Source organism: Bacillus sp. LQ16 (assembly GCF_057784645.1).
Genome location: NZ_CM173491.1, coordinates 3,132,997 through 3,147,196 on the forward strand (window position 1 = coordinate 3,132,997; position 14,200 = coordinate 3,147,196).

Genomic DNA, 14,200 nt, shown 5'->3' on the forward strand with positions numbered 1-14,200 from the left:
TTTTACTTATGCTTTGCTAAAAATTCTGTTATGCGACGATATACATATATTTCATTTTCTTTTTTTGAAAATCCATGCCCTTCATCGTCTAATACTAGGTATTCTACATCTACTCCTTGTTCTTGCAACGCTTGAAAAATTTGATCCGATTCTTCCTTTACAACTCGTGGATCATTTGCCCCTTGGATGATAAGGAGTGGTTTATTCATTTGATTTAAGTAAGTAATTGGTGAATCTTGTATAAGCTTATCTTTATCATTATTAATATCACCTATTAAATTAACTGCGAGCGGTTTCCAATTTTCAGGCATAGATTCGATAAAACTAAATAAATTGCTAGGTCCAAAAATGTCAATGGCTGCACGGAAATACTCTGAATGACGCCCGTGAAGCAATAAGGTCATATATCCTCCATAACTACCGCCCATAACAAATAATTTATCAGGAGTTGATATCCCCTGTTCAAATAACCATTCGATCCCTGCTACACAATCTAAACGCGGCGCTTCTCCCCAATCACCTTCAATCATTTTTGTAAACGTTGAACCATATCTTGTACTACCTCTAAAGTTTGGCGCAAAAATATTATATCCCTGCCTTAATAAATATTGAAATAATGCTCTGAAATCTTTCGTCTCAGCACTTTGTGGACCACCATGAGGCCAAAATATTGTATATCCGTTTTGTACTTCTCCTTTCGCCCGGAATAATAATGCTTCTATGTTTAACCCATCAAAAGAGGCATATGTTATAACATCCGGTTCAACAAAAGAAGATTCAGATAGACCAATAACATAGTTTTTTGTTAATGCTGCCCATTCTGTATCTCTATTCTTCTTGTAATAGATGTTTGCTGTTTTCGTCGCACTTTCACCTAGTAAATATAAATTTTCCGATTTTGTAATTTCAATTTGACTTATCGTATCTACCGGAGAATTCAATAGAATTAACTCTTTTTTATCCCATACAAATTTATATAACCTATCTGTAACACCTTTCGACGAAACAATGTAGCCATTTTTTGTTTCAGCATGCCATTTTATATTGGATATATCTTCCTTCTCTATTTTACAGATTGGTTTGAATTCCTGTTTATTTAAATCAAAAGAAGCTACATAGGAAAACTCTTCTTCATAATTTGTAACGAAAATCACTGTATTTTCATCAATATAAGAAATGGAGCCTACAGTATGTTCTTTCTCACTGGAAGGTACTAAACAAATAAGTTCTTCTCCTTTTTTTACATATCCTACATTATATGTATTACTATATGACTTTAAAACAATGTAACTTGATTCATTCGGACTTACTGCCTCTACATATGTAGGTGTCTCCACACCAGTTAACAACAGCGTATCTTCTTTTGTGCGTATATTATAACAACGAGAGTTTAAGAACATTGGGTTATCTTTACTTGTGACATAGTATAATCGTTCCCCATCCTCTGTTAAATGCACAAAGTAATCCTTTTCTGTCTCTCCTGCTGGAATCAATTCAAGCAATCCACCACCCTCTGGTTTTAATGCATAAATATGATAATTTTCATCCCCATCTTTATCAAATCCAGCTAAAATAAATCGATTTAAAGAATCCATTTTAATAAAATTGCTTGATTGATTACAATATGTTAAGGGATAAGGGGATAAATTGGGTAAATCCATCGCCCATAAATTAGAATGACCATTTAAGTTTGTACTAAAAATTAATTTCCCTTCATCTTCACTAACTGTAAACCTACCAATACTATAGGATCTAAAAAATTGTTCAGCATCTTCCATAGGAAATTGAATCATCTTTCTTCCTCCACTCTACCTTATATCTAAAAATTCAGAACATCTTATATATAAAGATTCTACATTTTCCTATTTATCCCTTTTGGGTTTTATTTAGATTTACTTCTACCTTCTACTTCTTCTTATTAACATTACATAACGATGCGGAGAGTTTTTTAAACAACTCTTCTTTTAGCAGTGAATATATTCTTTACTATTTCACGATTACTTCTCATTCGATATTTCTCACTAATTATCCCTCAAAGCGAAAAATAAGCGGGGAATTAGAGAGCAAAATCTACCATATACTTTTATTCAGCTAACTTCTCACCAGTAACAATCTTCATAAAAGCAGCTGCGTCTTTCTCTGCTAATTGAGCGTACTGATTATCCCCCGCCATTATTTCTACTTTATCCTTATTAGGACTAATCCACATTTGATATAAAACAGCTTTCGCTTCTATTTTCGGATTTTTAAACTGAAAAACAAACTGATAATCAGCTGAACGAGACATTTCCACCTTTTTATTTTCAAAGTTAGTATCATTTAATATTTTCTTTACTTGCAATACTTTATTCTTGTCTGTAATTACCTTCAAATCCTCATAATGATTATCACCAGCATGTTTTTGCACTTCGATTGTTTGATTATGATTTCCTATATTATTTGAACAGCTGGTTACTACAAATAAACAAATCACGCTGAAGACTAAATACAAATTTCTAATTTGCATAGCGCTCTCCGCCTTTAGTGTATATAATAGTTCACTTCCATTACGCTTTTAAAATGTAAAATAAGAATACACCCCATAAGCCACAAATAAGATTAATAGAATAGAAATGCCGAGTACCGTATATATAATCCATTTTAAATTTGAATTCATATCATCCTCCTACCTCTCGGTAATTCCAGTATATAACAAAAAAAGCATTGGATACCCAATGCTTTTTACACTTACGCAAATAAAGAAGTATTCGCATATAAAGCTGGTGAACCACCTGAATGTACGAATAAAATATTGTCTTCCTTATTAAATTTACCTTTTCTAATTAAGTCGATTAATCCCGCTACTGCCTTACCTGTATACACTGGATCAAGTAAAATACCTTCTGTTTTCGCAAGTAACTGAACTGCCTCTACCATTTCCGGCGTTGGTAACGCATAGCCTGGTCCTACATATTCATCAAAGCACGTAACAGCGTCGCGCGAGATAAAGTTTGGAATACCAACGTGTGCTGAAGTTTCATCTACAAGTTTTGCTACTTTCTCTTCTTGCTCAGCTTTTCCTCTACTTACATTAATCCCGATTACAGGAATATGGCTTTGTGTTCCAGAAAAACCAGTAATTAAACCAGCATGCATACCGCCGCTACCACTTACACAAACAACTGAACTGAAATCAATTCCTTGCTCAAATGATTGCGCCATAATTTCTTGCGCACAAGCAACGTATCCCATTGCGCCCGTAGGGTTTGATCCACCAACTGGAATTACATATGGTGTACTACCTTTTTCACTTACTTCTTTCGCTACTTTATTCATCTCTTCCATCAGGTCTGCTCCGTTCGGTACAACAATGACGTTTTCAGCACCTAATAAGTGATATAAGAAATAGTTTCCGTTAAAGTCTCTCTTCTCTTCTGGCTCAAGCCCTTCCTCTAATACAAGAATACATTTCATTTTTTCTTTTACCGCAGCAGCAAGTGTCAGGCGGCAATGATTTGACTGAATACCACCAGCTGTAATTAACGTATCTGCACCCTTTTCCTGTGCATCCGCAACTAAAAATTCTAACTTTCTCGTCTTATTACCACCGGCTGTTAAACCAAGTAAATCATCTCGTTTAAAATAAATAGTCGGGCCACCAAGTGCTTCAGAAAAATTGTTTAACTTTTCAATTGGTGTATATGATTCTGTATATTTTTTTCTCGGGAATTTAGCTAAATTCATTGTAACGCTCCTTTTGTACTTCTTTCGCAATATATGTAACGTTACTATTATTACATGTAAAAATGGTGAAGTCACCTTTCTCGGTTAAAAATGTATTAGAATTTCATTTTGATAAGTAAAACCGTATTAATGATTTTAACTTAATTACGGTACATGAAATTTATATCAACGATTTTTCAAATATATCGATCGTAACTTGCAGTATATCAACGATTTTCTTAATATATCGATCTATCGACAAAAAACGACAGACAAGCAACCCCTTTCTCATCAACAAAAAAAGAGCCCACACATTCAAATGCAGACTCCCTCCAATCACTTATTTACCGAAAAACGAAGTAACTGCGTTAATCCCGGCTCTAAATTCATTTCACCTTTATTACGTACGTATACAGTTTTATCTCCATCAAATTTCGGAGGATTTGCTTGACTATACGTATGCCACTCATTCGTTCCTTCTATAGAATACTCCATATATTCATTTGCACCGACAATTATATTTTTACGATCATCTGCCGTTACATTTGGTGCCATCTGCGCAATTTTTGAATCACTAATTAATAACTTCTTTATATCCTTATCACGTTTGTAATCGTAAGCTGTCACAATTACATCGTTACCATATGCTTTCACTTGTAACCCTTGTTTAAATGAATAGCCATCTGGAGCAGTTTTCTCTCCTCCATTTGGTCCTGCTGACATCCAGCCTGTTTCAATCCCGCCCGTATTTACAACAGTGAAACCTTTTTCATCTCCGCCTTTAATTTTCTTTTTACCAGCCCAGTCAGGTAAGTTTAAATCCCAATGTGTATGACTCGTGAAGAAAACAACCTGCGGATAGTCTTTTAATATATCATACAATTTATCCACGTTTAAATAATCTTGTAAATATGGTGATTGTCTTGATCCAGATACTGTATCAGGTAAAACGTGATGAGAGAAAATAAAGATTGGCTTATTTTTATCTTTTTGACTGTACTCTTCTAAATTTTGTTTTAACCAACCTAATTGCTCATCACTCATATATACTTCGTCCCACATTTTTGAATCGTGGTATTTCATATATTTTTCAGTTCCTAAAAATAAAAGTGGATAGCCATCTAATTCTTTTTTATGATATACCTTTTCTTGTCCACTAAATTGTAAGTAGCGACCAAATAGTGTTTCTTCCGTTACACCATTTGGCCATGTACTTTGAGAGAGTTTCCCATCCGCTGTCCATTTACCAGCATAAAACTCATGATTCCCAACAGTAGACCATACATTTTCTGGATGCTTATTTTTATTTAACACACGCTTTACATCATCATATTGTGACTGTTGTCCAGTCGGCGTTATATCCCCATTCATAATAAGCGCTCTAGAAAGTGGCGTCACTTTGTTCATATCTTTTAGCACATGATCAAAATCCCCTAAATCACCTTGAATATCACTAATAACATTAAAAGTTGTAGCTGATTTTCGGGCTTGCTCTTTCCCTTCCGCATGCACTGAAAACGTCGGTAATAATGCCGCCATAACTGCTAACGAAGCAACTGTCTTTTTCATACAAATTCTCCCCCTAATAATAGAATGTACAAACTGACATGTTCTGCTTTCTCTTAGGTGCTTGTCCAATTCACATTATAGGGAGGGATTGTAAAGATAGATGGAGTTAAAAGTTAAGTGTTTTTTAAGAGATTTTGTCGTTTTTACACGCCCCATTTAACAATTAACACTAATTTTTCTATTAACCTACTAATATTAGCTGAATGTAAATTTATACGATAAATCACTTCGTTTAATATGTTGTGTTTTAATTTCCTTTACACAATTTCAATAAAGTACTTTACCATTTTAAATTCTCTTCATTAATCCTCAATTTCTATTCCAGCTTGTTTTAATGGTTCTAATACTTTCGGGTAACACATTGAAATATATTCCACTGTTTTTAAATTTTTTAGATTTTGAAATCCTTCAACAGATATAACATCAAATAAACTGTCTTCACCGTCCCAATCAGGCTTTAAAATATGATAAATTTCATTCCCACCATCAAAGCAAAGGGACTCAATCTTTTCCAAATCACTTATTTCCAAAGTTAACGCTTCTAAAAAAGCTTTGATTTCAACAATTGGCCCAACTCCTGAATACCATTCAAAATTATTCGTATGCTTTTCTATTAAGTCTTTCAATTCTTTTAGAAATAGTGGCTCTTTATCTAATAAAGCTTCAATTACCACTAACTTAAAATTAAAATCCTGAAACATTTCACTCTTTCTCATTTTAACTTCCTCCTATCTTGCCCTGTCCTAGGGTTTTAATCTCCTTTACACAACTTCCAAAAAGCACTTTACCTTTTTAAATTCTCTTCATTTAATCCTAACAGCCCTGGTAAAATAAAACACCCATCTTTTCTAATCAGTACATCATCAAACCAAATTTCACCCCCGCCATACTCTGATCTTTGAATATTCACTAAATCCCAATGTATCGCTGATTGATTCCCGTTTTCTGCACCTTGTAACGAATCCCCAATTGCTAAATGATAACTACCATTTATTTTTTCATCAAATAACGTATTATTCATCGGATGTAGTATGTAAGGGTTAAAAGCCAGTGCAAACTCTCCGATATATCTTGCTCCCTCGTCCGTATCAAGAATTCGATTTATTCGCTCTGTATCGTTTGCATATGCCTCTATTATTTTCCCATCCTTAATATGTAACTTAATATTTTGAAACGCATAACCTTGTTGAATAGATACTGTATTGAACGCTACTATCCCATTCACTGAATTTTTGACAGGTGCTGTATATATTTCGCCATCAGGTATATTATCTGTACCATCTCCCTTTAAAACACCGATTCCTTCAATGGAAAAATTCAAATCAGTACCATTCCCAATGATTTTCACTTGTTTTGTCTTTTCCATTAATTCTTTTAACGGATCCATTGCTTTCGACATTTTTTTGTAATCTAACGTACAAACATCATAATAAAATTTCTCATAAGCCTCGGTACTCATATTCGCTTCTTGCGCTGAAGCCGCATTCGGAATTCGAGTTGTCACCCATCTCGTTTTATACACTGCTTCACTATGAGCCTTTCCAAATACCTTTTGATATAATTTCATTTTTTCTGCTGGTACATCTGCTAGTTCGTATGCATTTCTAGGACTACGGAGATTAATATATACTTGCATCTTACTTAAACGGTAACACTCCCAATCTGCAAATAACTTAAACTGTTCTTCAGATCCAGACAAAATTAATTGCCGCGTAACAGAAACGTCACGCATTGATACATGTGCATATCCACCTGCTTTTTCCACTGACTTAATAATTTCACGAACTACTATAGGGTCTATTTCCGTAACACTTTGAATTAACACATGATCACCAGGTTGCACTTTAGTAGAATGGTTGACTAGTATATCTGCTAATTTAGATAATCCCCTCTTCATTACGTCCCTCATCCTTTCATTTCCGTTTCAATAGCTTAATAAAAAATAAAAAGAGAACTACTCTCTTTAAGCAATTCTCTTTTTCACCCAAACAATAGATATAAAATAAACCCTTAAAAATAATTCCGTAACGTTGGCATTGCAGCTATACTAAAGTACAGAGTCCCAGGTACTAACCACGCGCCACAAAGCATCAGCAACACAGTTTTCCTAACAAGCCCTGCAATAAAAGACGGAAGCACAAAAATAAACAATACAGTGATATATACTTCTTTATCAAGTAATTGAGTGCTATAAGGGTTGAAATATAGAAAAATAATTGAAAGGATAAACATACGTACAGCTGCTTTTACACCTAAATAAACATTTAAATTATTCTTCACAATTTCCCTACTTCCAATAGCACCATGCTTAATACTTTCCAGCACTATACCTCATTACAATAAAAGTTACTCCCCTTCTAGTTCGCCTTAAAATTATAAATCGGCTTAATAATATGTTTAATATCAATTGTGTCCTTTGTATTCTCAACAATCTCATCCATTGGCTTATATACCATTGGTGCTTCATCTAAAGTACTTTCTGCAACAGATGTAGTCCAAACCTCTGTCATTGTATTTTGAAAATCCTCTAAGTTAAGTACTTCTTTCGCCTTCTTACGGCTCATAATACGTCCTGCTCCATGAGGGCCAGAAAAGTTCCAATCTGGATTTCCTTTACCAAATGCAATGATAGAACCGTCTCTCATATTAATTGGAATGATTACTCGTTCATCTTTCTGAGCTGAAATAGCACCTTTTCTTAGAATCATATTGTCCATATCGATGTAGTTATGAATTGTAGTGAATTGATCTGTTACTTTCCAATCCATTTTAGTGACGATTTCATCAATCATTGCTTTACGATTTAACTCCGCATATTTTTGAGCAATTTTCATATCATTCATGTAATCTTTAAATCCTTGTCCTTCTAAATAAGCTAATTCTTTGCGAATCACCGGTTTCTTAATTTCACGTAAAGCTTCATGTATCTCTTGTTGTCTACCTTCTTTCGTTAAACGTTCAATGATTTCTTCTTTAATAGATTTAACGTTTATAAGTTGCTCGTAAGCAAAGTTTTGATAATACTCTGCTACCTGTTTCCCTAAATTACGCGAACCACTATGAATGACAATGTATACATTTCCTTTATCATCCTCATTCAGTTCGACAAAATGATTGCCCCCGCCAAGTGTACCAATACTTTTTTGAGCACGTTGCAATGTAAACGGGGCTCTTACACTATCAAAATCAATCATTTTTGAAAATCTATGTTCCTTATCTCGAATACGAAAACCACTTGGGACAAATTTGCGTATCGTTTCGTCTAAGTGATCGAAGTTGATTTCCTCTTTTTTCTTATTAATCATAACAACTTCCATGCCACAACCAATATCGTACTTACCTCTCAGTTTCCTGAAAGAGTGGACTATACCTTCTCTACAGTCATCGAGATATGCAGTCTCTACTGTAGGCTCACCGTATTAATTATTCCTCTTCAATTCAAAATGGATGAGGAATAATTCTGTACCTTAGTCTGCTAACATAGTACAAGTCTCTGAACCATTCGATTATGTCACCATAACCACTGGCTGCTGATTGCCCTCGCCTTTTATCGTTAGGGTTTCCAGTCAATTGAGTGAGTAGTTTAAAGTCTGAGCCGATTAGTTAACCCCGACTAAATTAGGAACAATCTTATCTTGAATTGTCATTGTTGTCCCAATTGTACAACCTGCGCCCGCATGTGTATCTGGCATAATACGGATCTTGCTATCCTTTACGAATTGTTGGTTACAAAGATCAATAATTTGACCTGCTGCAGTTTTTTCTACATTCGTAGTAAACACTTTTGCTTCATTGTATTTCCCTTGTAATTTCAACATCTTCTATTTCCCCTTTCCTTTAGTTTCTACAAAACATTAATTTATAGATATTATATATTTATAATTATATTTTCCACCACTACAGCTCATTTCCTTTTTTATAAAAAAAGACACAGAGATTCCTCCCTATGCCTACTAATTTCCTACCTTTTCACCGCATGTACATAATGCACTGTCTCAAAAGCTTCTAAATAATCGTTTCGTCCTTCAAAATATAATACATCAATATCCTCTGGTGATAAATGCTCATAAATGAGTAAGCCCGCCTTCTCTAACAGTGCTTCCATTTCAGCATAAGAATAACATGATTTCATCGGTTCTCCGCCTACCGCAGCCATTTTCACCATATTTTCAACTCGATTGGACAGTCCCTTTTCTGTAAACAAGTTTTCATCAGGATAATCAAAAACGATAGAACTACCTGCCGGAACCATCTCGAATAAACATTCTAATAAACTAGCAAGTTCCTCTTTCGTTAAATAGTACGTAACACCTAAAAGGCTAAAGAAAGTCTTTTTATGTTCAAATCCTTCATTGCGTAACTGTTCATAGGAAAATCCTTTCGTAAAATCCATTGAAACAAAATGAAGGTTATTTGAAACTTCAAGTTCTACTTCTTTTATTCTTTCCTTCTTAAACGCCTGTGTAGAAGGATGATCCACTTCAAATATTTCTATTTTATTTTCTAATTCTCGGTGTCTAAAACTGAACGTATCTAAGCCTGCACCGAGTATGGCGTATTGTTTTGCTCCTAATGTAATTTCATGTAGTAATACTCTTTCACAATATGCGGCACGTGCTAAAGGTGTTGGTGATAACTGAACTTGCGTAATCCATTTTAATATTTCTTTTGGATTGTCTTGAAACTGCTCTGCAATTTCTTTATTGAAAAAGTGAATCCCTTGAACCATGTTCGTTTCAATATTGTTACGTTCTTTTTGTGAAATGAAATCTTTAGCTACATAATCATCAAAGATTTTAGGATTATCAAATTCACTATGATACGCCCTTCCGAAAGCTGATACTAACGACGTTACACTTGCTTCACCTTGTTTCACGCACATACACTCTCCTTCATGTTCACAACAAAAATAGGGTTCCCCTGGCCAGGAGAACCCTATTATACACCTTATTTTTATATTGGTAAATTATAGCATAAATAAGTTTTTTTGTCAAGTTTTCAGCCTACTACGCTCCAACAATTTGTGTAATCTCTAGCAGGAAGATTTCGATCTACACCGAATATTCCAGTTCATAACAATACAAATGGAGGGCGTCATGAAAAGATTAGTCATCATTACAGTAGGAAAAACACACAGTGGAAAAACTACATTTGCAAAAGAGCTAGAAAAAGAGTTACCTAATTCTTTTATTATGGACCAAGACAACCAAGCTGAATTTATTAACACACATTATGAAAAATTACAGCCGACAGAAGGATCAAATACACTAAAGCACAGTCTTTCAAAATTCATTGTTGATTATGCGAAAGAACATACAAATTTACACCTTATTATTTGTAACTCCAATCGCAGTAAAAACGGAAGGTTCTATTTACTAAACGAATTATTTCCACAGAATGAATATGTACGCATATTAGTTCACTTTGACATCCCAGATGATGTACTTTACGAAAGAGTGGCTAGAAGCACGCGAAGTACGAATATTTTTAGAGGTGGATATTCTAGTTTCAAAGAAGTACTTGATCGACAACAAACTGAATCACTTCACGATGATGTGGTAGATCCTATAGAAAACGAGGCTGATTATTTGTTTGTTATTCGTAACAGTAAGGATGTAAACTCTACTATATTAAAAATTGTCCATCTTGCTAAAGAGTTCTCCCCTGTCCGAAATAAGAGATTATAAAAATTACATAATCATAGATTATTATGCAAATACTTCCTCTAGACGGCGTAGATGGTATATAATGATGGAAGAATCTACTTCTATATGCTCATTTTTACACAAAATAGCTCATGCATATGAAAGAAAAGAGGTACAAAAATATGAAAACAAAACAAACAATCGCTGCGTCTACACTAGCTTTAGCAATGATTGCTGGCGCAAACTCTGCTCATGCAGAAGTAAATGATGCTACTCCTCAGCAAAGTACGGGAGATCGATTAGCTGAAATTAAGCAACATAAACAAGAGTTAGATGCGAAATTACAGCAACACAAAGAAAACGTGGATCAAACATTAAATGAACTTAACAAAGTTAAGGAAAATGTTGATACAAAGGTGAATGAACTACATGAACGCAAACAAGTTGCTGATGAAAAAATTAACGAAGTTAAACAGCATAAACAAGAACTAGATGCAAAACTTCAGCAAGACAAACAAATCGCCGAAGATAAAATCGCTGAAATTAAAGAGCATAAAAAACAAGTAGAAGATAAAGTTGCTGAAGTAAAAGAACATAAGCAAAATATCGATAACAAAGTGAATGAGATTAAAGAACATAAACAAACTGTCGATGAAAAAGTGAATGAAATGAAGCAACATAAAGAGAACATTGATCAAAAGGTTAATGAACTTAAGGAAGTTAAAAAACAAGTAGATGAAAAATTAGCTGAGTTAAAGAAAGCGAAACAAACTGCTGAAGACAAACTCGCTGAACTAAAAGAAAACAAGCCGAATACTGGTAACACGTTAGAGGAACTTAAGAAAATTAAAGGCAATTTAGACAGTCTTTCCGCTAACTTAGAACTAGCTAAACAAGATGTAAAAAACAAACTAGCTGAATTACAAAAGGCTAGAGAAGATTTACTAAATAAAATTAACGAAATTAAACAATCGAAACAAACTGTTTCAGATGATTTATCAAAGAAAAAACAAGACTTAGATATTAAAATCAACGACTTTAAGCATACTGAGAAAAAAATTGACGACAAATTAGCTGAGTTACATACAACGAAGCAAAATGTTGATAACAAGATTAATGAAGTATCACAGTCTAAACAAACGCAAGCAGATAATGGTACTAAAAACAATAACGCTAAAGAACTTCCTAACGCTGGTAGCGAGCAATCAAACAATATGGCTCTAGGAATGCTATCTGTATTAGGCGGGATTTTATTAGTAACACGCAATAAAATTAAAACCTTATTCTCAAAATAAAGCCATTATACTTATTAAAAACAATTATACAAAGGCCAACCGCATGTACGGTTGGCCTTTTTCTTTATATTAACTGTCCATCTCTCAGCGTCAATATACGATCACATACATCAAGCATTCTTTCATCATGTGTAATCATAATTGCTGCTTTTTGGCTCTCTTTCACTTCACGTTTCATCATTTCAACAACTTCACGTGCGCGTTTTGAGTCTAAGCTTGCCGTTGGCTCATCCGCTAATATTAAATCCGGATTGTTCATGAACGCACGAGCGATTGCTACCCTTTGTTTTTCCCCACCAGATAGTTGATTTGGATAATGATTTTTTCTTTCTCCTAATCCAAATGCCGCTAATAAATGATCTGCACGCTTTTCGGATTCTTGTTTACTTTCCTTTTTTAGCTTTGCAATATAAAGCAATTGTTCTTTCACATTTAAATATGGAACAAGGTTTGCAAACTGGAAGATGAAACCGATTTTTTTCAAACGAATGTCTGTCATTTCCTTTTCCGATAACTGTGTAATATTTTGCTCACGAATGTAAATATCTCCTTTTGACGGTGATAATAAAGCACCCGCGATTGATAATAATGTACTTTTCCCTGATCCAGAAGGACCAACGATTCCGATAAATTCTCCAGCTTTCACATCAAGCGACATCGGATGAAGGGCTGTTACTTCCGTATTTCCTTCTCCGTACACTTTACTTACTTTGTCTAATTTTAATAATGAAGTCATTACATCCCGCCTCCAATTGCTTCTAATGCATCAACTTTTAATACTTGGTATAACGAAATAAGTGTTCCTAAAATACTAATTACGATAAAGATTGCTCCATATTGTGCAATCATCGGTGTTGTTAATAAGAACGGCATACCTGCTGGTAAAATTTGTTCTAATCCTTGTACAAGAACGATACTAATTACCATCGCAACGACTGATAAGAATAACGCTTGCACGACTAAGCTATTTGCTAAATACGAGTTCTTCGTACCAATTGCTTTTAATACACCTAATTGCTGTGTTTTTTGCAGTGTAATAACGTAGAAGAATACACCAATTAGTAATGCAGCGATTACAAGTAAGAACGCAATAATCATCGTTAACGTTCCTTGCTCTTCTTTAAATCCTGGAATACTTTGCAGCACTTCTTTTTTGTCAATTACGTGTGCATTTTTTACTTCTTTATCTGTATTAAGTGCGATTGCACTATAATCTTTTTGGTTTGGTTGTGAAATAGCGCCCCATACGTCTTCATTTACATAAACGACTGGTGTATGGCTAAACATTTGATCTTTCGTAAATCCGACGATTGTAAATTCTTTCTTTGAAACAGGATCGATAATTGTATCTCCAATATCGATTCCCTTCTCTTTAATCGATTCATCAGCAACCATCTCGTTGTTTGCTGTACCTAATTTCTCACCTTTTACAATGTTCGGTTCTAAAAATGAATCTCGTTCGCTTGAGAAAATAGCGATATCAACCTTTTTCGAACTATCTTTCTTTTCATATGTTGAAACTTTCACACGAAACGGAACTGCCTCTTTCTCGCCTACTTGACTTACTACGTTATCTACATCGTCTTTCTTAATTTGTGAACGAAGTAATTTATTTTCCGCATCATCCGCTAAAACGAACTTATTTGCTTCCATATTTTGAATCGATGAAGCATTATCATATGATAATCCATTTGCTAATCCTGAAATAACAAGGACTAAAAATGATAATAACACCATAATCAATCCGATTAATCCGTATCTTAATTTTGATTGTTTTAATTCACGCAGAGCTAAAAACATTTCGCTCGCTCCTTCCTCTTTCTTTCTATGCACTTATCATAAAAAAGAAATATGAACGGAATATGAACAGAAGATTACAGAGATTAAGATTTAATTTTCAGAAAGTATTGAAAACATTCAAAATCCTTGATACAATTCAGTCAAATAATCTTGACCGAGTAATTTAATTTAATTTAATTCAAGGAGTTG

At 34.2% G+C, this 14,200-nt stretch carries 13 protein-coding genes and 1 pseudogene; 2 read left to right on the forward strand and 12 right to left on the reverse strand.

Annotation, left to right across the window (positions count from 1 at the left end; translation table 11 throughout):
* Positions 1-2: 2 nt before the first annotated feature.
* The 10 genes and pseudogenes from AC3EMB_RS15710 to AC3EMB_RS15755 form a co-directional block, all read right to left on the reverse strand.
* Positions 3-1,793 (reverse strand): S9 family peptidase, encoded by a 1,791-nt coding sequence (locus AC3EMB_RS15710; protein ID WP_088022883.1) that lies wholly within the window; start codon positions 1,791-1,793, stop codon positions 3-5.
* A gap of 290 nt (positions 1,794-2,083) precedes the next feature.
* Entirely contained in the window at positions 2,084-2,506 is a 423-nt protein-coding gene (locus tag AC3EMB_RS15715; protein ID WP_001167092.1) for a YhfM domain-containing protein, read from the reverse strand.
* 221 nt (positions 2,507-2,727) lie between these two features.
* Positions 2,728-3,723 (reverse strand): D-cysteate sulfo-lyase, encoded by a 996-nt coding sequence (gene cuyA / locus AC3EMB_RS15720; protein ID WP_001046608.1) that lies wholly within the window; start codon positions 3,721-3,723, stop codon positions 2,728-2,730.
* A 315-nt stretch (positions 3,724-4,038) separates the two neighbouring features.
* A complete protein-coding gene (locus AC3EMB_RS15725; RefSeq protein WP_000754289.1) occupies positions 4,039-5,271 on the reverse strand; it encodes a DUF4073 domain-containing protein in 1,233 nt (410 codons plus the stop codon).
* 302 nt (positions 5,272-5,573) lie between these two features.
* Positions 5,574-5,987: a DUF6892 domain-containing protein gene (locus AC3EMB_RS15730; RefSeq protein WP_001231958.1), complete on the reverse strand. Its 414-nt coding sequence runs from the start codon at positions 5,985-5,987 to the stop codon at positions 5,574-5,576.
* A 68-nt stretch (positions 5,988-6,055) separates the two neighbouring features.
* Entirely contained in the window at positions 6,056-7,168 is a 1,113-nt protein-coding gene (locus AC3EMB_RS15735) for an aminopeptidase (protein WP_071731918.1), read from the reverse strand.
* Between the two features lie 113 nt (positions 7,169-7,281).
* On the reverse strand, positions 7,282-7,596 hold the full coding sequence (locus tag AC3EMB_RS15740) for a hypothetical protein (RefSeq protein WP_000893997.1): 315 nt from the start codon (positions 7,594-7,596) through the stop codon (positions 7,282-7,284).
* A gap of 32 nt (positions 7,597-7,628) precedes the next feature.
* Positions 7,629-8,588 (reverse strand): RtcB family protein, encoded by a 960-nt coding sequence (locus tag AC3EMB_RS15745; RefSeq protein WP_078401012.1) that lies wholly within the window; start codon positions 8,586-8,588, stop codon positions 7,629-7,631.
* A gap of 285 nt (positions 8,589-8,873) precedes the next feature.
* Positions 8,874-9,089 (reverse strand): annotated as a pseudogene (locus AC3EMB_RS15750) (RtcB family protein); the annotation flags it as partial.
* Positions 9,090-9,232: 143 nt separating this feature from the next.
* Entirely contained in the window at positions 9,233-10,153 is a 921-nt protein-coding gene (locus tag AC3EMB_RS15755; RefSeq protein WP_488517124.1) for a class I SAM-dependent methyltransferase, read from the reverse strand.
* A 214-nt stretch (positions 10,154-10,367) separates the two neighbouring features.
* Between AC3EMB_RS15755 and AC3EMB_RS15760 the strand changes: the two genes are divergently transcribed.
* Positions 10,368-10,958, forward strand: a complete 591-nt coding sequence (locus tag AC3EMB_RS15760) for an ATP-binding protein (protein ID WP_071731915.1) — start codon at positions 10,368-10,370, stop codon at positions 10,956-10,958.
* Positions 10,959-11,098: 140 nt separating this feature from the next.
* Entirely contained in the window at positions 11,099-12,211 is a 1,113-nt protein-coding gene (locus AC3EMB_RS15765) for an LPXTG cell wall anchor domain-containing protein (RefSeq protein ID WP_071731914.1), read from the forward strand.
* 64 nt (positions 12,212-12,275) lie between these two features.
* Here AC3EMB_RS15765 and AC3EMB_RS15770 read toward each other — a convergent pair whose 3' ends face one another.
* Both AC3EMB_RS15770 and AC3EMB_RS15775 read right to left on the reverse strand, forming a co-directional pair.
* Positions 12,276-12,947, reverse strand: coding sequence for an ABC transporter ATP-binding protein (locus AC3EMB_RS15770; RefSeq protein ID WP_000202612.1), 672 nt, complete (start codon positions 12,945-12,947; stop codon positions 12,276-12,278).
* Positions 12,947-14,011: an ABC transporter permease gene (locus tag AC3EMB_RS15775; RefSeq protein ID WP_029442792.1), complete on the reverse strand. Its 1,065-nt coding sequence runs from the start codon at positions 14,009-14,011 to the stop codon at positions 12,947-12,949. Before AC3EMB_RS15775 ends, AC3EMB_RS15770 begins: the two co-directional genes overlap by 1 nt.
* Positions 14,012-14,200 lie beyond the last annotated feature (189 nt).